This is a genomic window from Candidatus Weimeria sp. HCP3S3_B5 (assembly GCF_052064335.1).
Classification (GTDB): domain Bacteria; phylum Bacillota; class Clostridia; order Lachnospirales; family Lachnospiraceae; genus Weimeria.
The window spans coordinates 1-17,537 of the sequence record NZ_JBQHVU010000028.1; the positions used below are offsets into that span (position 1 = coordinate 1).

Genomic DNA, 17,537 nt, shown 5'->3' on the forward strand with positions numbered 1-17,537 from the left:
AAACAGAGTCATGCCAGGAATAGACATAACCCTGTTTTTCTGATATTTCTCAAGTTTGGATAAGCTCAGTCTGAGCCGATTTTGTTAATATGATTTACTGTGAATGGTAACAATCCGGGATTGTAATGGCTATATGCGTGATCGGACTTGCAGTATATCTGCTGGGTGCCGTAGGAGCTGTAGTGGCGATCATCGTGATCATAGCCTTGTGTGCAGGTGGTAAACATCACGCAGGATAAATATATGGGTGCTGGCTGAATGCCGGCATCTTTTTTTATGCGATATATTCTGTTAAAATAGGCATAGTAAATGAAAACACAGGAGACAACAAATGGCTCGTAAGATACTTGTAGTGATTGATATGCAGAATGATTTCATGGATGGAGCACTTGAGAAGATGAGATTGTGTCAGATTCAGGGGATATAAGGAGAGCATATGGATATATCAGCATTGAAAGAAATATTCAGCGTTGGGGAAACGATTGCTGTCGAATTCAAACGCTGTGGGAATAGAATTGAGAGCGATACATACGAGACAGTCTGCTCTTTTCTGAATCGTTTTGGCGGTGATATTTTCCTGGGTGTTCTCGATGATGGGACGGTAGAGGGAGTTAATGCAAAGGTTGCCCCAGAACTGGTAAAGAATTTTATCAAATGTATCAGCAACCAGCAGCTTTTTACTCCGACCATATATCTTGTTCCTGAAATTCTGGAGTATGATGGCAGGACGATCATACATGTACATGTGCCGATGAGTGCAGAGGTGCATTCGTATAAGAAGGTGATATACGACAGGGTTGATGATGCAGATGTACGTGTGACATCAACCGACCAGATTGCACAGATGTATATTCGGAAGCAGGATATTTTTACAGAGAGACGGATCTATCCGTATGTAGAAAAAGAGGACCTGAGACTGGATATGCTGTCAAGGCTTCGTGTTATGGCAAGAAATAATACGATGACAGGGACTCATCCGTGGACTGATCTTACTGATGATGAACTCCTGCGGAGTGCCAATCTATATGGGACTGACAGGATGACAGGGCAGAAAGGGTTCAATATGGCTGCTGTTCTGCTGCTGGGTAAGGACGATGTGATCATGGATATCCTGCCGGCTTATGTCACTGATGCAATCCTAAGAGTCAGAGATGTGGACAGATACGATGACAGAGAGATAATAAAGACCAATCTCATTGACAGCTATGAAAGGCTTATGGAATTTGGCAGGAAGCATCTTCCGGATAAGTTTTTCCTTGAGAATGATCAGAGGAAAAGTCTGAGGGAGATCATCACAAGGGAGATGATAGCCAATGTCCTGATCCACAGGGAATTTACCAGCTCATACCCAATTAGAGGGAACATAGCAAAGAAAGGAAAAGCATATCCCGGACGCATCGCCTGATGGCAATAAAAATAGCGGGAAATTCTTCCCGCCTGCGGTGGAGTAAATGATACAGGTTCAAAGTGACATCCAAAGTGACATTCAGGATGTCACTTTGAGTGTCACTTATGGACTTGAGAATTATGCGTTTCTGTTGTATTATAAGGGAAAACGAAGGAGACAGTACAGAGATGGAAGAAGATGAACAGAGAAAAGAGCAGGAGCATCAGGAAGATCTGCAGAGGATCAGAGGATTCCGGCTGATTGATGATGACTTTATGAATGCCTGTTTTGATGATAATATCGAAGGGACAGAACTGCTGCTTAGTATTATTCTGAACCGGAATGTTTCTGTTAAAGAAGTAAGGACACAGAGAAATCTCAAGAATCTTGTTGGAAGAGATACGTATCTTGATATACTTGCAGATGAAGATGATGGTTCTGAGCTTAATGTCGAGATACAGAGGGCAGATAAAGGTGCGACCCCAAGGAGAGCCAGGTTTCATTCAAGCATTCTGGATGCACATAGTCTGAAGCCTAATGAGGATTTCAGCAAACTGCCTGAGACGTATGTAATATTTATTACAGAGAATGATGTGATTGGTGCAGGTGAACCGATATATACTGTGGAGCGTCAGATAACAAACCTTAATAATAGAAACTTTGGTGATGGAGAACACATCATATACGTGAATGGTGCCGACAGGAACAGCAATACTGAATTAGGGAAACTGATGCATGATTTCTTCTGTACGGATCCTGATGACATGAATTATAAGGTTCTTGCGGATAAGGTGCGATATTTCAAGGAAGATGAGAAAGGAGTGGCTACTATGTGTAAGGTAATGGAAGATATGCGAGAAGATGCAGCTAAAAGAGCAAAGAAAGAACAGCAGGCAGACAGTGTGAAGCGCTGGTTTGCTCAGGGAAGAACAGTAGCAGAGATAGCAGATGGGGAAGGAATGTCGATTTCAGATGTTAATCTCATCTTAAATCCTGATTCTGCTCAGTAATTAAAGAAGAGACTGAGTTTATAGCGTTGACTTACATATGGTGGGTCAGCGCTATTTTTATTTTACATGAAATACTATAAAAATATTACTTTGTTCATCAAATGAGGACTAAATGAGGACTGAATGAGCACTAATTGTTCATTGAGACCTGGAATGAGGTGTGCTATCATTATAATCGTCAGAGATGAGCGGAATAGAGAACGGATAGATGAATACGGTTTTGAACCGTATATCAACTGAGAGGGGTAAAATTGCATACAGATTACCACTCATTGCATACAAACTACCACGGATTGTCAGTTGATTGACAAGGTAATACCCAAGCCAACAATGATACTCCCCAAGGTGCTACCCAAGCTCCCCAAGATACTACCCAAGGTGATGTGGAACTATCAGCTATTGAAATAGGCATCATTGATCAGATGAGAATCAATCCATCAGTTTCTCAGAGTAAGATTGCCGAAAATCTGGACTGTAAAGTCGATCAGATCAAATATTACGTAAAGAGACTTAAGGATAAAGGTATTTTAAGCAGGGAAGGTTCACAACAGAAAGGTCACTGGGTTGTGAATTCTGATATAGAAGATCAATAATGCCGAACCACCTGAGAGTGTCTGTAGTTCATTATGCTAAACAGCACCTTCACCGAAAAAATAGCCACTAAGATCGTGCGGATCTGAGAACTAGAAAGAGAAGCTCCCCTCGCAGAGAGGGGAGTTTTTTGCGTTCGGCGGTAGAAATGTTTATTTTCGTCTGGTATAACAAGTTTTGCGGTTAAGAAGAAATGTTAATGTCACGCTTCAACTTCGACTTTTTCAAAATCAGATGCGCCATGCTTGCAGATCGGGCATACGAAATCAGGCGGCAGTTCCTCACCGTCATAGATATAGCCACAGATACGGCATCTCCAGACTGTCTTTGTCTTCTTGCCGGCCGTCGGTGCCTGCTGCTTTGGCTTGATATGCTCCTGATAAAAAGTATAGGTCGCTGACGGCGTATCCGGATCGAGTACATCCATATCAGTCACTTTTGCGATAAACAGAGTGTGAGTACCAATATCAAGCGTGGTCTCTACTTCACCCGAAATGAATGCGTTCGTTCCCTTCGTCACATACAAAAGCCCGTTCGCGCTCTTCTCATAGCAGCCTTCGAATCCCGCGAACTTATCCACATCTCTGCCAGACTGGAAGCCGAACCTCCTGAATGTGTCAAACTCCGCCTTTTCGGAGAGGATAGAAACGTTAAACTTCCTGTCCTTCATGATCAGATCATGCGTGTAGTTTGCTTTGTTTACTGCGATTGAGATCTGATTCGGATCAGTCGTAACCTGAATCGCGGTGTTGATGATACATCCGTTATCATCAGCATGGGCGCCGTCCCCCTTCGCAGTCAGGACAAACAGTCCGTAGCTTAATTTGTACATAGCTTTTCCGTCCATAATAATTCCCTTTCCCGGTGATACACCGTATAAACCTCCAGCTCAGCAGTCCGGAATTCAGGAATCACACTATGCTACCTGTCATCCGGTACCACTACCTATACTTTAGCATATTCGGGAGTAAATGTCATTCATGAGCGCAAATTTTCTGAGCCGCAATTACGGATACAGTTCAGAGATGACCTTAAACTGGAGCTTATCAGAAGGGGTATTCATTACTTGTGGCCATGGCATCTGTTTTGATGCTGTGGTCATTATATTTTGACATTACGGTTGAAAGCCCGCTTGTTTTGGAATAAAATCTTTTTAAAGACCAGGAATAAGAACATACAGGAGAATATATGAGACAGGAAATATCGTTTGACGCTGACAGTAAAGACCCACAGCTTTTCATATCCCTTGCTGACAGCCATGTAAAGAAGAATAAAGATCAGGAACTTATCTGCCTGTATCAGGCCATGTTCTATGCAGATGATAAAGAACAGGTAAAAGACATAGAGAAAAGGATTGATACGTTAACCGGTGAAGGAGTAGTAGTCCCGAAGACATCTTTTATCATTCTTTCTTACAATACACTTTATTTCACAAAGCAGTGCCTTGCAAGTATTAAAAATACCGTGCCTTTGGACAGGTGTCAGATAGTCGTGGTCGACAACGCTTCATCTGATGGGAGCGTTGAATACCTGAGAACTCTTGACTGGATCACTCTGGTAGAAAATCATGAAAACAGAGGATTCCCGGGCGGATGCAATGACGGTATTGCCGCTGCAGATAAAGGCAATGATATATATCTTCTTAATTCTGATACACTGATGCCTTATAATGCCTTTTTCTGGCTTAAAATGGGTCTTTACGAGAATGAAAAGACTGGCAGCACTGGAAGTATTACTAACTTCGCGACAGAAAGCCAGATGGTAAAAAGAAACTGGAAGTCTGTTGATGAGATGTTCGATTTTTCTGCTGAGAACAATGTTCCGATGAGATATCCGTATGAATACAGGATGTTCCTGATAGGGTTCTCACTGCTTCTGAAAAGGACTGTGCTTGATGACATAGGATATCTTGATGAACGATTCAATCCGGGGAACAGCGAGGATATCGATATATGCCTGCGAATCCTTAAAAGCGGACACCTTAATGTGCTATGCAGGAACAGCTTTGTGATCCACTTCGGTCACAGGTCGTTTGAGGAGCTTCAGAAACAGGGTACAGATTTTGGCAATCTCCTACAGAAGAATAATGACAAGCTGAATGCAAAGTATGGATTTGATGTTTTAAAAGGTCTGTCGTTAAATGTAAATGCAGTGAGGAATTTAAAAGGTGAGAGGACTGATGCCATAAGGATTCTGGATACTGATGTTGGGATGGGAGCAACAGCTGCCGTCATTAAGACTTACTTTGTGAATGCAGAGTATTCGGGCTTTGAGAAAGATGGAGATAGTGCCTGCTATGCACAGGCATTCGGCAGGATAATAGCATATGATCCGCGTACTGCTGACTGCAAAAAGCTTTTTTCAGAAGAGTATTTTGACTATATCATTGCAGGCCGGAGCTTTGAGGGCTTTGAACCATCTGACGTGACTTCGCATTTCGGAGCTTATCTTAAAGAGGGCGGACGTATATGCCTGCCGAATGGATTGGTGCTTAAGAAGGACACACATAAAGACAGTCCTGAGGCTTTATACCGGGAAAAGATCATGAACAGGAAGACCAGGCCATCAGAGTTAGTGGAAAATGATGGTAAAAGGCGTATTGTATTTCTCCTGTATAAGGCAGCGTCCTGGGATTCGTATGCAAGTATATGGAGGGCATCTCAGAATGACAGTCAGACACATGCAATAGTGATTTCTCTGCCATATTATGATAAACGGCCTGATGGAAGACCGGGAGAGTTTCATTACGAGGGTGATCTTCTTCCTGATGATGTGCCGGTGACCTGGTATGCCGATGCAGATCTGTCGCGGATGACTCCTGATGCCGTGTTCATAAACTATGTTTCGGAATCTGATGTTATTGTGCCTCCGCAGTATGAGTTTTCTGTCATAAGGGAATGCACAGAGACTATGGTGTATGTCCCTGATGAAGTGCTTTCCATATCGTATGGCAGACATATAGACGAACAGGTATTAAGGCAGAAGAGGCTTATACATACGTCCGCGATAGAGGCGGCTGATATAGTATGCCTTGAAAATCGTGACCAGGAGAGGATATTAAAGGAAGAGTTTCCTCTGCTTGAATCTGACAAGTTCATAGTTACCGGATCGCCACAGCACGATATCATGCTAAGCAATGAAAAGACTGTGATCCCTGATGAGTGGAGAGATATCATAGGAGACAGGAAAGTGCTGCTTTATAGCATGCGTACAGAGGATGCTGTAGAGGCGGGTGATAAGCTGATACAGAAGTTAGAGAGTCTGTTTTCGTTTATGCGGTTCGTAAGCGACAGGATAGCACTGATATTCAGACCTGATCCGTCTCTTGAGGGCCTTCTTGAAAACAATCATCCTGATATAGCTGCACGGTATAAAGATTTGATAGTCAGGTACAGATCAGAGCACTGGGGCATATATGATGATGGTATTGATAAATATATATCGCTTCGCACAGCAGATGCATTCTATGGTGATGTTAGTCCTGATATGATGCTGTTCTTATCTTCAGGAAAAACGGCCGTGATGCAGGATTATGGAATACCACTTCCTGATGCATGTAGTATGACAAGGATTCCGCTCCCTGATGTTTCGTTCCCTTACGGTGCAGCATTACAGGAGACAGATGATACGGCGATAGTTATATATATTGGCCTGCTTCTTACGGAAAAACTTCCTGGAAAGGAAAGGAAGATAAGTAGGGCTGGAGAAAAAATCTATGGTCTGGTAAAAAGCAAAGGAAATTGATTAACGGATTAATGAATTGAAGGAATATAAGATGATCGGAAAGAGTCAGACATATATAATGAAAAGTAAAAATATATTTCAAGAAGTAATACACACTCTGATTCTGCTGCTGGCCGCATTTGTCTGGGGCATGGCATTTCCATTTCAGAGCATCGGAACGAGATACTTAAGCGGCTGGTCATTCCTTGCGATAAGGAGCTGGCTGTCGGTCATTGTGATGCTTCCTGCAGTTCTTATAATTGAGCGTGGAAAAGGACATACAAAAGAGAGTAGAAAAACTGATATTACTGCAGGTGTATGCGGTGGAATCTTTCTGTGTCTGGCAAGCGGCCTGCAGCAGATCGGAATTGCGTATACGACTGCTGCAAAGAGTGGATTCATCACAGCATTATATGTGATATTCGTACCGATCTTTTCACTTATCATGTTCAGGAAAAAGCAGCCATGGAAGCTCTGGATCAGTGTTGTGCTCTGTGTGACTGGACTGTATTTTCTCTGTATGAAGGATGGATTTGCAGGCCTGTCAGAAGGAGATATACTGACATTCATCTGCGCAATGCTTTTTGCAGGGCAGATACTTACTGTGTCTCATTTTGTAAAAAGAGTTGGTGCTGTGAAGCTTACATTCGTGCAGTTTGTAGTAGAAGCGATCATGGCGACCGTGCTCATGCTGATATTTGAGCAGCCGACATTGACAGGCATATACAGGGCGATGCCAGCTCTATTGTATGCTGGGATCATGTCTAGTGCTGTCGGATATTCGCTTCAGGCTATAGGCCAGAAGGGACTGAATCCAGCTGTCGCATCACTTGCGATGTGCATGGAAAGTGTATTTTCAGTAATCGGCGGGATTTTTATCCTGCATGAGATTCCATCAGCCAGAGAAGCATTCGGATGCGTGCTGATGTTTGCGGCAATAGTCCTGGCAGAACTGCCAATGCCGGTACGTAAAAAAGGAGAAAATAAATAAATGATTATACCTTCCATGTATTCCTGGAGCATGCATTTAATCTCGTGATTGGAATTGAGTTTATCAGGATGCTTATCAGACATACACTAAGCAGTGCTCTTGATGTTCTGCTGTTCTCCATATTGAGGCACATGGTGCTAGATGGCGGAAACGGTGTTGAGCTGATTCTCGGAGTAGCTGCTATAGCAGGTATTTTTGCCATAAGAAAATGGCTCTATGTCAAGTCATTTGACACGAGCCATGGTGGATATAAATGGATTCATACTGAGGGTGAAGAGACTTCAGATAAATCTGTCGGTTCTTGATTCATGCTTCACGAGCCTGAATACGATGATGTAGAGGACTACTATTATTGCAACGAAGATGAGTGTTGACTTGCCACTCTGGATCATCGCACAGGTATCATAGGTTCCGTGGAGGAATACTGCGAGAATGTATCCAAATATCAGCTCAAAGGCTGCTTTTCCTTTTCTTCCTTCATTGGCTGCGAGCCTGGCACGTCCGTAGAAGCATCCAAAGAGCACCGAGAATCCGAGGTGTCCTGGAATGGATGTGAATGCTCTTGTAAGGGCTGTTCCCATACCGTATCTGAATACATAGCCTACATTTTCAAATGCTGCAAATCCGAGTGAAGTGAAGGCCGCATACACAATTCCATCGAAACGGCAGTTAAAATTCGGGTTGTTCCATGTAGCCTTACCCATCAGGAGATACTTCATTCCTTCTTCGACTACGGCTACAACCAGATATGCACTAAGCATCACACCGATAACTGAATCCTGCCTGATAGGAGACAGATCAAGCACTTCGTCACCTATCATCTCAAGTACTATAGCGAAGAGCGCTGCAAGCACTCCCATTCCAACGCAGCGCCATAATAGCCAGCCTGGTTCTTTCTCAATCGTATCCTGATTGTATATGTAGCCCATCAGATAGATAGCAGGACCGAGAGCTGCGATCAGATAGACCCATAGGATGATATCAAATCCCGGTAAAATAAAAAACATATGACTTTCCTTTTGTGAAAATTGTAATATTTGTTATTATATAAAATCCACAGGAGAATTGCAATGTATATTGAAATAGATGATCAGAAGATCGATTATTCCCTGATCCGCCGTCGCGGTATGAAGTCGATCAGGATGAAGATAAATGAAGACGGAATGCTCGTCGCATCGGCCCCGTATGGTGTATCAAAGGCATATATAGAGGAGCTTATAAGAAAAAATGCAGCTATCCTTAGTCAGGGAAAAAAGCAGTCGGACGAAGCACACAAGAGATGGGAAGATTTCGTTCATGAAAAAATGAAAGACGTCCCTGACTGGACTATAAAGCAGTATGGGGATGATATTGTTGCCGGGAAACAGTTCGAAGCCGGCAGCATTTACAATGGACTTCCAATAGTGACTACGCAGATAGCTTTTCAGAATATATTCTGGGATGCATATAAGAAATTCAATAACGATCATCCAATCTTCGTGACAGGTGTCACAATCCGTAAAATGAAGAGCCGCTGGGGATCATGCAGACCTACTGCAGGTAAGATGACATTTAATGTGCTACTACTATATGTACCAGAAGAGTGCACCAGATACGTGATCTATCATGAACTCTGTCATTATCTGGAGCTCAATCATTCTGCCAGGTTCTGGGCTCATGTGGCTGAATACGTGCCAGACTACAAGAGAATAGAAAAAGAGATGAATAAGTACGGGAGAATTCTTATCGATCATAGCTTATAACGTTTGATTTACCTAACAATATATGATATAGTCTATTCATGCACAGGGGAAAAGCAAGTTCAGAGCCTGTCTTGACGGAATCCTATCAGGTGCCTTTGGACTTGCCTAAGATAGATTCATATGTTAAAATTTTATTAACTTAAAAATCGATACATTCGAAAAGGAGGATTCAATGAAAACAGGGAAAATCATAAAAAGAGCGCTGGCTGTTGCGCTGGCGGTGGTTCTTATACTGCCGGTGACCGGAGGTACTGACGCTCAGGCAAAGTCAGTGATCACCATTTCGACTAACAGAGTTCAGTTGACAAAGGCAGGGGAAACAGCCACTGTCACGATCAACGGGCTGACTGCTAAGCAGAAGAAAAAAGTACATCTGGATTCTTCGTATATCAGTGCATACAGGGATGACAAAAATTGTGTAAAGCTGACTCAAAAGGGCAATAAATTCACACTGAAAGCTCTTGAAGATGGTCAGGGCAGTTTTACAGCAGCTATAGGAAAGAAATCATTTACAGTGAATTTCGATGTAACGATTACTGATGATAAGAATTATATCTCTCTGCACAACTATGCTTGTGACAATTTCAACGAGGATGATACTCCGGCAGTCATTGCCATTGATACTGCCTCCGGTACTGCCGTATATGCATATCCGTACAACACAAGCGTCTATCTGATCTATGTCAGGCAGACGACAGATGATATCACAGTCGTGGCCAATCCTGTAGTCAAAGACAAACCTTCTGTTGGTATCGGCGTGCTGTATGCAAATGGTATTGCAGGTCTGGCATTGAAGTCTGCGATGGCTGATTATAAAGGTAATACATCAGACGCAGAAAAGCTGATGGGTGATCTGAAAAAGCAGTTAGGAATTGGTGATGATACCTATAGTGGACTAGCAGATATCGACGCATCAACAATCCGGGCTTCAGGTATTATGAATAATATGAATCTGTCGGTTGCAACCACAGTCGATTTTGATTCGTCAAGCTATGTAAAGGGACAGCAGCTCAAAGGATTCATGGGATTCTTCTCTGATATTGATAACACTTCCAGTGCTTCATTATCTGCATATGTAGAGCCGGCATTAGAGGCTGAGGATGCTGCACTCAGTTCAAAGCTTGGTATAGGTCTCAAGGATTTAGGATATAGTGGATTCTGAGTGCACCGGTTAGTTGTGTTTATGGATTTTTTTTAAGTTATAAAAGTATCTGAGGGTCATGTATTCACAGGATTTGGATGAAAGGGTATCATGCATTGATGTATTTGCGTACTTGTTAATTGAAATCATACATGGTACATTATTTGTATCATAGAGATGCAAAAGTGTCAAAACGAATTCAACTGGCCAACAATATGGAGGAACGTGCTATGGAGGCAGATGCAAATGCCTGGGAGAAGGATTTCGCGCCGTCTTCCGAACTCTGCAAATGGTACGGGCACGATCCAGAGCGATATGAGGAGTTTCGCGAGCGCTATCTCGCAGAACTCGATGCCAACCCTAAAGCGACGGAGTTCGCCGGGAAAATGGCAGCATCCGATGGGACGGTGACTCTGCTTTTTGGCGCAAGGGATGCTGAACACAGTAATGCGGCAGTGCTTAAGGAATGGCTTACAAGGGTCTTTTCGCATTATTTTTCTGGCAAGTGTGATATAATGCTTGCAGGATTGAAAAGATGACTATTGGACACTTGTTTTTCAAAGGAGGCTGAAAACATGAAGAAGAGTTTTGGAGCTAAACCATTTGTTTATCCGCAGCCGGTGCTGATAGTGGCATCTTATGGTGATGATGGATCTGTTGACGCTATGAATGTGGCGTATGGCGGTGTGGTTAATTCCAACAGGCTTCAGATCAATATCGGCGTCAGACACAAGACGTCCGATAACATCAAGGCGAAAAAGGCTTTTACAGTATCCATAGCCGATGTAAAGCATGTGGAAGCTGCTGATTATCTCGGAATTGTTTCCGGGCATAACGAGCCGGACAAGATTAAGAAAGCTGGCCTTCACGTCGTAAATAGCGAATATGTGGATGCTCCGGTAATTGAGGAGTTTCCGATCACTCTCGAGTGCAGGGTCGAGGAGATAAATCAGTATGACAAGACCCTCCGAATTGTGGCTGAGATCGTTAATGTTCTCGTAGATGACTCCGTACTTGGAGAAGGCGATGTGATAGATACTGACAAGCTTGAGGCAATCAGTCTCGCTCCTTCTTCACACAAATACGTAAAGATTGGCGGAGATGTGGCAGACGCTTTCAGCTGCGGAAAAGTCCTCGACAAGTGACACGACTGTTACTGGAGGTATAAGAGAGAAATGATATATCCCCGAATAATAAGTATGATGATCGGATATGCGTGCGGATGCGTACTGACTGCGGAGATAGTTACGCGCAGGCTGACAGGGAAACCGTGCAGTGAGCTCGGGACTACAGGCAATCCCGGAATGGCTAATGTTATGGCGCATCTTGGGTTTGTGCCGGGGATAATAGTTCTGGCCGGAGATCTGGCAAAAACAGTGATTGCAGTATTGGTCTCCATGCTTATTTTTCACAGCGAAGGGCACATCATCGTGTACTATGCGGCGCTCGGAACAACGCTCGGGCACAATTATCCTGTCTGGCAGCGCTTTCGCGGCGGGAAAGGCGTGGCCACATCGTGTGCAGGGTACTTCCTGTGCATGCCGCTTCAGGGCCTTCTGTCGATGATCGCAGGGATGCTTGTGGTATTTGCGACCCAGTATCTGGGACTCGGGGCTGCAGTCATCGCTTTATGCTTCATCCCTTTTGCGTTTGTCTGTGAGGGAACGGAGGCCGGGGCAATCGCTGTGATCCTTGCGGTGCTTATGATGCAAAAGCACTTCCCGGCCGTCCGCGATATTTTTACAGGAAAAGCTGAAAAAGTGGACGTACTCGGCGCCATCAGAGACAAACTGCAGAAGAGATAAAAGACAGAGCAGCAGTTTACTGAAGCTCTTTATAGAAAGACTGCAGTACGTGCGCAGAATTCATGAGAGCTTCCTCTTCATCAGGCTGAAGCTTGATCTCCACGATCTCTTTCGCTCCGGTCTTGTCGATAATAGTAGGGACGGAGAGGAATACGCCGCTGAGGCCGTATGCCCCGTCAACGTTGACAGATACAGGATAGATCTGGTTCTCGTTGAAAAGGATAGATTTAACTATAGAAGTGGCTGAGGCAGCGATACCGTAGCAGGTGTTGCCCTTGCGGTTAAAAATCTCCCATCCGGCCTGTGAAGTCATTTTGAGAAGACCTGGCTTTGTGGTATTGCCGGTACGCGGAGCGTTATCGGAGAATACGTCGTCAATCTTCTTGCCGCCTATGGTCGCTGAATTCCAGACTACAAACTCACTGTCCCCGTGTTCTCCGCAGACAAAAGCCGAGACGCTCTTCGCATCCAGATCGTACAGCTTCGCCAGTTCACAGCAGAGTCTGGCGCTGTCCAGATTCGTACCGCTTCCGATGACCTGTCTGTATGGTAGGCCTGAGATCTTCCAGGCATAGTAAGTCATGATATCTACAGGATTCGAAATGACCAGGATGATTCCGTCAAACCCGCTGTCCATAACGCTTGTCACAATACTTTTCATGATATTCATACCAGGAGCAAGCATTTCGAGACGGCTGTGGGAATCCTTCGGCATTGGAGCCGATGCAGTGATTATCACAACGTCAGCATCCGAGCAGTCTTTGTAGTCCCCGGCATATATCTTGATGTTACGGTTCATGAAGTAGACTGAATGTGCCATATCCAGAGCTTCAGCATATGCCTTGTCCTTGTTCACATCTATGAGTACAACTTCTTCACAGAGTCCCTGGTTGATGATGCTGTAAGCAGTTGTAGCTCCTACGTTTCCAACGCCGATAATGGCGACTTTTGAATCTTTAAAGCTCATAAAAAACCTCCGCTTTAATACAATTTACAGCACGATTATTATATATCTGTAAGACCGGTTTGTCGATATTTTTCACAGGTTCAAACAGGAAAATCCGTCGGATACTGCGGCTTAGTAAGTTATAATTAAAAATGTACAGAAGGGGGTGCGGATGATGGGGGAACAAATTAAAACAGGTAAGATCAATTTTTTGTTGACAAAGGCAGAGATATTTGATAATGTATTTGCATCAGATACAAATACATCAGGAAGGTAAGGAAGAGAATATATGAATACAGAAGTGATCAGAGATAGAAAAAGTGTACGAACCTATAAAGATCAGGAGATTCCGGAGCAGACTCTGGACAAAATGAGAAACTATCTTCAGAAAGACACAGGTCTGTTTGATGTTCCAATCGAGTTTACGATTCTGAATGCAAAAAATGCTAATGTCAGCAGTCCGGTGATCATTGGTGCAGATACATATATCGCGGGGAAATACAAACGGCAGAAGAATGCGGAAGTATCATTCGGGTATGCGTTCGAGAAGTTTGTTCTATATGCAACGTCTCTGGGGCTTGGCACGGTATGGCTGGCGGCGACGATTGATCGCAAAGCATTTGAAAAAGCTGTACATTTGAAGGAAGATGAAGTGATGCCTGCAGTGACACCTCTTGGCTTTGCAGCTGAGAAACGTTCCATTCGTGAGGGTATGATGCGAAAAGGCTTGAAATCAGACAGCCGCCTTCCTTTTGAACAATTGTTTTATCAGGATGATTTTCAGAAGCCATTAAATCAGGCAGCCAGCGGAATATGGAATTTGCCACTGGAGATGGTAAGGCTTGCGCCTTCGGCGACAAATAAGCAACCGTGGAGAGCTGTTGCAGAGAAGGACAAGGTGCATTTCTATGAGAAGAAGACGAAAGGATATGCAAAGGAATCCACGGGAGATATTCAGAAAGTAGATCTGGGGATTGCTCTCTGTCATTTTGAAATCGCTGCTGAAGAAAGAAGATTAAAAGGCAGATTCATTCAGACTGATCCCGGAATTCCAGTAGCGGAAGATACCGAATATATAGCAACATTCGAATTGGAGAGGTAATTATGGATACGAAGTTTTCATCTGCCATTCATGCGCTGATCCTGATTTCGGAATCTGAGACGCCGATGAATTCCGAGCAGATCGCAGCAAGTGTCGGAACAAACGCGAGTTATATCCGAAAGCTTATGACAAGGCTTAGAAAAGCAGAGATTATTGAGGGGCGCCGTGGCATCAGCGGATTTCGCCTGGTTAGAAAACCAGATGATATTTCATTTCTTGATATCTACAAGTCTGTCATGGAAACCGATTCCCTGCATCTGTTTGATATTCATCAGAATCCGAATGACGCCTGTATTGTCGGGCATAACATTCGTCCCGTTCTGAACGGAATGTTTCGAAATATGGAAGAGGGCGTGGAAAAAGAGCTTGCTGGCATCACACTGGCGAATTGTATCAGTAACATGCGTGTGTATGTCGATGAACAGAACGAGAAGGAGGAAACGAAATGAAGGCAGCAGTACTTACACACTACGACAAAAATGGTACAGAACTTGAAATCCGAGAGGTGTCTGTCTCTGTTCCGGGAAATGACGAGGTTCTCGTAAAAATCAAAGCAGCGGCTGTCAATCCGCTTGACAATATGATCGTTCGGGGCGAAGTGAAGCTGATCGTCCCATATAGAATGCCGCTTATTATGGGAAATGAGTTCGCTGGTATTGTTGAAAAAACAGGAAAAAATGCCACACAGTTTCAACCTGGAGACAGGGTCTACGGCAGGATGCCTCTGGAGAAAATCGGCGCTTTTGCAGAATATGCAGCTATAAAAGAGTCTGCCCTTGCTGTGATTCCGGAGTATTTATCGTTTGAAGAAGCAGCGACTGTTCCGCTAACTGCACTGACATCGATGCAAGCCTTTGAAATCATGAAGGCAAAGGCAGGTGAATCTGTATTTATCTCGGGAGGAACCGGAAGCCTTGGCGCAATGGCAATTCCTGTCGCCAAAAGTCTTGGACTGCATGTATACACGAACGGAAGCGTGGAAAATGAAGAGCGTGTAATAAGGCTTGGCGCAGAGAGACTTATTGACTACAAGAAGGAAAACTATGTAGATGTTTTGGCAAATGTGGATCATGTCCTTGATACGCTTGGAGACCGCGAACTTCCAAATGAATTCAAGGTGTTGAAAAAAGGCGGCAGTCTTGTATCTCTGCGAGGCCTTCCAAATGGCCGGTTTGCAAAGCGAAGTGATATGTCTTTGCCTAAGCGAATTCTTTTTCAAATGGCAGGAAAAAAATACGACAAGATGGCGGCGAAGAAAGACCAGACGTATGATTTTCTCTTTGTCCATGAGGATGGACGTCAGCTGGAGTATATTGGAAGAGTCTTTGATAAGGATCATCCGCTGGAAACATCTGTTGATGAAATCTTCCGCCTGGATCAGATCAATGAGGCGATGACAAAGGTAAAACGTGGAAAGTCCAAGGGGAAGACAATCGTTATTATGGATAATCAAAAATAACAGAAACTGAAACATGTTGAGACGGTAGCGACTTTTCTTTTTGGTCGCGGAGCCGGGAAACCTCATCACCGGATATTTATGTAAAGGCCGTTCCCACAAGAAAGGACGGCCTTTCTTTCATATATCTGACGAAACATCCGAACTATTACCTGACCGGGAACTGCGACAAGAAGAACCTGCTTGCCATTGAGAAGTTCCTGAACCGGCAGATGAAATTGAAGTCTGGCGAGGAATATGAGGTGGTGAATGGAGATCTTGCAGCGAAACGTATGTGCGCTGTTGATGGCAAATTTTGAGGTGCCAGATGGGCACCTCAATATGCATGAGGGTACTATGGATAAAGAAATCATCGCAGAAGGAAAGCTGGCAATTCAGATTGACACCAGACCGATGTTCTGAGCAAAAGGTTGTTGTTATCAAAGATTTTTTATGGTAATATCATCTTGAGGTCGCAAATTGCGACCTCAAGTTTTAAGAAGGACATGGTAATGAGCGAAATTAAATCCGAGAAAGCTGTCGACTTGGCTGTACAAACAATACAGGACATACTGAACCGGTTGTAAATCCGGATTTGTGCAAAACATGCTTATACTATTATAGACATAACTTGAGATGCCAAATTGGCATTTCAAGATGCATGAGGAACGTTATGGATAATGAAATCAAAACAGTTGAATCGGCAGAAGTACAGACTAATACAAGGCCGATTAGAGATATCATTTATTTTGTTCGTGGGCAACAGGTCCTGCTGGATAGTGATTTGGCTGCTTTATATAAAGTGGATACGAAAGTTTTTAATCAAGCGGTCAAGAGAAATATAGAAAGATTTCCTGCGGAATTCCGGTTCCAATTAACGCAGGAAGAATATGATTCTTTGAGGTCACAAATTGTGACCTCAAAGAAGGGGAGAGGCGGAAGGCGATATATGCCATATGTCTTTACGGAGCAGGGAGTAGCTATGCTGTCTGCGGTTCTAAGGAGCGATACTGCCATTCAAGTTAGTATTCAGATCATCAATGCATTTGTCGAGATGCGCCGCTTTATTGCCAGTAATGCCGCTCTGTTCGAAAGAATCAGTGCTGTTGAGTTAAAACAACTTGAGTATCAGAAACAGACGGATGAGAAGTTCGACAAGGTTTTTGAATATATTGATGATCATGCGGAATCAGAGCAGAAAATATTCTTTGATGGGCAGATTTATGATGCATTTGAGCTTCTGATCTCGCTGGTGCGGAAGGCAATTAAGAAAATTGTTTTGATAGATGGATATGTGGATATTGGAACACTTAATATTCTGGCAAAGAAGAATCCCGGTGTTGATGTGACTATTTATACTTTCAATAATACGCGGCTAAGCAATAGAGACATCAACACGTTTAATTTGCAATATCCAAATCTTATTGTAAAGCACATGACTGCTTTCCATGATCGCTTTCTGATTCTGGATGATACAGTCGGTTACCATGTCGGCGCCTCACTAAAAGATGCTGGGAAAAAGTGTTTCGGAATCTCACAGATTCAGGATGAACCCTGGATTCCCGGAATTCCAACCTATGTTGCCACTATGAAAACGGCTGAAAAGCCGCATAAATACTGAAAAAATGACATGTTTTCATTGCCTTCTCCTACATAGTGTGGTA

General features: G+C 43.6%; 19 protein-coding genes. 16 read left to right on the forward strand and 3 right to left on the reverse strand.

What is annotated here, in order from left to right; all coding sequences use genetic code 11:
* Window positions 1-436 precede the first annotated feature (436 nt).
* The 3 genes from ACTNCK_RS10655 to ACTNCK_RS10665 all read left to right on the forward strand — a co-directional run bounded on the left by ACTNCK_RS10655 (window position 437) and on the right by ACTNCK_RS10665 (window position 2,990).
* Window positions 437-1,405, forward strand: a complete 969-nt coding sequence (locus ACTNCK_RS10655) for an AlbA family DNA-binding domain-containing protein (protein ID WP_441082694.1) — start codon at window positions 437-439, stop codon at window positions 1,403-1,405.
* Window positions 1,406-1,575: 170 nt separating this feature from the next.
* The gene (locus ACTNCK_RS10660; RefSeq protein WP_441082695.1) at window positions 1,576-2,397 is read left to right on the forward strand and encodes a PD-(D/E)XK nuclease family transposase; all 822 of its coding nucleotides are present in this window, start codon (window positions 1,576-1,578) and stop codon (window positions 2,395-2,397) included.
* A gap of 383 nt (window positions 2,398-2,780) precedes the next feature.
* Window positions 2,781-2,990 (forward strand): winged helix-turn-helix transcriptional regulator, encoded by a 210-nt coding sequence (locus tag ACTNCK_RS10665; RefSeq protein ID WP_441082696.1) that lies wholly within the window; start codon window positions 2,781-2,783, stop codon window positions 2,988-2,990.
* A gap of 200 nt (window positions 2,991-3,190) precedes the next feature.
* On the opposite strand, the gene ACTNCK_RS10670 is transcribed toward ACTNCK_RS10665, so the two are convergent.
* A complete protein-coding gene (locus tag ACTNCK_RS10670; protein WP_441082697.1) occupies window positions 3,191-3,835 on the reverse strand; it encodes a flavin reductase in 645 nt (214 codons plus the stop codon).
* Between the two features lie 341 nt (window positions 3,836-4,176).
* On the opposite strand from ACTNCK_RS10670, the gene ACTNCK_RS10675 reads away from it, so the two are divergent.
* From ACTNCK_RS10675 to ACTNCK_RS10685, 3 genes are all read left to right on the forward strand, one after another.
* Window positions 4,177-6,732 (forward strand): glycosyltransferase family 2 protein, encoded by a 2,556-nt coding sequence (locus tag ACTNCK_RS10675; protein ID WP_441082698.1) that lies wholly within the window; start codon window positions 4,177-4,179, stop codon window positions 6,730-6,732.
* Between the two features lie 58 nt (window positions 6,733-6,790).
* Window positions 6,791-7,702, forward strand: coding sequence for a DMT family transporter (locus ACTNCK_RS10680; RefSeq protein ID WP_441082699.1), 912 nt, complete (start codon window positions 6,791-6,793; stop codon window positions 7,700-7,702).
* A 68-nt stretch (window positions 7,703-7,770) separates the two neighbouring features.
* Window positions 7,771-8,007, forward strand: a complete 237-nt coding sequence (locus ACTNCK_RS10685) for a hypothetical protein (protein WP_441082700.1) — start codon at window positions 7,771-7,773, stop codon at window positions 8,005-8,007.
* On the opposite strand, the gene ACTNCK_RS10690 is transcribed toward ACTNCK_RS10685, so the two are convergent.
* A complete protein-coding gene (locus ACTNCK_RS10690; RefSeq protein WP_441082701.1) occupies window positions 7,984-8,709 on the reverse strand; it encodes a PrsW family intramembrane metalloprotease in 726 nt (241 codons plus the stop codon). The two genes, ACTNCK_RS10685 and ACTNCK_RS10690, sit on opposite strands and share 24 nt — an antisense overlap.
* A gap of 63 nt (window positions 8,710-8,772) precedes the next feature.
* On the opposite strand from ACTNCK_RS10690, the gene ACTNCK_RS10695 reads away from it, so the two are divergent.
* The 5 genes from ACTNCK_RS10695 (at window position 8,773) to ACTNCK_RS10715 (ending at window position 12,390) form a co-directional block, all read left to right on the forward strand.
* Window positions 8,773-9,444 carry a M48 family metallopeptidase gene (locus ACTNCK_RS10695; RefSeq protein ID WP_441082702.1) on the forward strand — a complete coding sequence of 224 codons (672 nt, stop codon included), beginning with the start codon at window positions 8,773-8,775 and terminating at the stop codon, window positions 9,442-9,444.
* A gap of 172 nt (window positions 9,445-9,616) precedes the next feature.
* Window positions 9,617-10,606, forward strand: coding sequence for a hypothetical protein (locus tag ACTNCK_RS10700; protein ID WP_441082703.1), 990 nt, complete (start codon window positions 9,617-9,619; stop codon window positions 10,604-10,606).
* 209 nt (window positions 10,607-10,815) lie between these two features.
* Window positions 10,816-11,124 carry a DUF488 domain-containing protein gene (locus ACTNCK_RS10705; RefSeq protein WP_441082704.1) on the forward strand — a complete coding sequence of 103 codons (309 nt, stop codon included), beginning with the start codon at window positions 10,816-10,818 and terminating at the stop codon, window positions 11,122-11,124.
* Between the two features lie 36 nt (window positions 11,125-11,160).
* Window positions 11,161-11,730 carry a flavin reductase family protein gene (locus tag ACTNCK_RS10710; protein ID WP_441082705.1) on the forward strand — a complete coding sequence of 190 codons (570 nt, stop codon included), beginning with the start codon at window positions 11,161-11,163 and terminating at the stop codon, window positions 11,728-11,730.
* Window positions 11,731-11,760: 30 nt separating this feature from the next.
* On the forward strand, window positions 11,761-12,390 hold the full coding sequence (locus tag ACTNCK_RS10715) for a glycerol-3-phosphate acyltransferase (RefSeq protein ID WP_441082706.1): 630 nt from the start codon (window positions 11,761-11,763) through the stop codon (window positions 12,388-12,390).
* Between the two features lie 16 nt (window positions 12,391-12,406).
* On the opposite strand, the gene ACTNCK_RS10720 is transcribed toward ACTNCK_RS10715, so the two are convergent.
* On the reverse strand, window positions 12,407-13,357 hold the full coding sequence (locus ACTNCK_RS10720; RefSeq protein ID WP_441082707.1) for an L-lactate dehydrogenase: 951 nt from the start codon (window positions 13,355-13,357) through the stop codon (window positions 12,407-12,409).
* Window positions 13,358-13,625: 268 nt separating this feature from the next.
* On the opposite strand from ACTNCK_RS10720, the gene ACTNCK_RS10725 reads away from it, so the two are divergent.
* The 5 genes from ACTNCK_RS10725 to ACTNCK_RS10745 all read left to right on the forward strand — a co-directional run bounded on the left by ACTNCK_RS10725 (window position 13,626) and on the right by ACTNCK_RS10745 (window position 17,494).
* Window positions 13,626-14,438: a nitroreductase family protein gene (locus ACTNCK_RS10725; protein WP_441082708.1), complete on the forward strand. Its 813-nt coding sequence runs from the start codon at window positions 13,626-13,628 to the stop codon at window positions 14,436-14,438.
* A 2-nt stretch (window positions 14,439-14,440) separates the two neighbouring features.
* Window positions 14,441-14,887 (forward strand): Rrf2 family transcriptional regulator, encoded by a 447-nt coding sequence (locus tag ACTNCK_RS10730; RefSeq protein WP_441082709.1) that lies wholly within the window; start codon window positions 14,441-14,443, stop codon window positions 14,885-14,887.
* Complete coding sequence (locus tag ACTNCK_RS10735; protein WP_441082710.1) at window positions 14,884-15,897, forward strand: NADP-dependent oxidoreductase; 1,014 nt, start codon at window positions 14,884-14,886, stop codon at window positions 15,895-15,897. Before ACTNCK_RS10730 ends, ACTNCK_RS10735 begins: the two co-directional genes overlap by 4 nt.
* Window positions 15,898-16,143: 246 nt before the next feature.
* Window positions 16,144-16,296, forward strand: a complete 153-nt coding sequence (locus ACTNCK_RS10740; protein ID WP_441082712.1) for a hypothetical protein — start codon at window positions 16,144-16,146, stop codon at window positions 16,294-16,296.
* A 250-nt stretch (window positions 16,297-16,546) separates the two neighbouring features.
* Window positions 16,547-17,494, forward strand: coding sequence for an ORF6N domain-containing protein (locus tag ACTNCK_RS10745; protein ID WP_441082713.1), 948 nt, complete (start codon window positions 16,547-16,549; stop codon window positions 17,492-17,494).
* Window positions 17,495-17,537 lie beyond the last annotated feature (43 nt).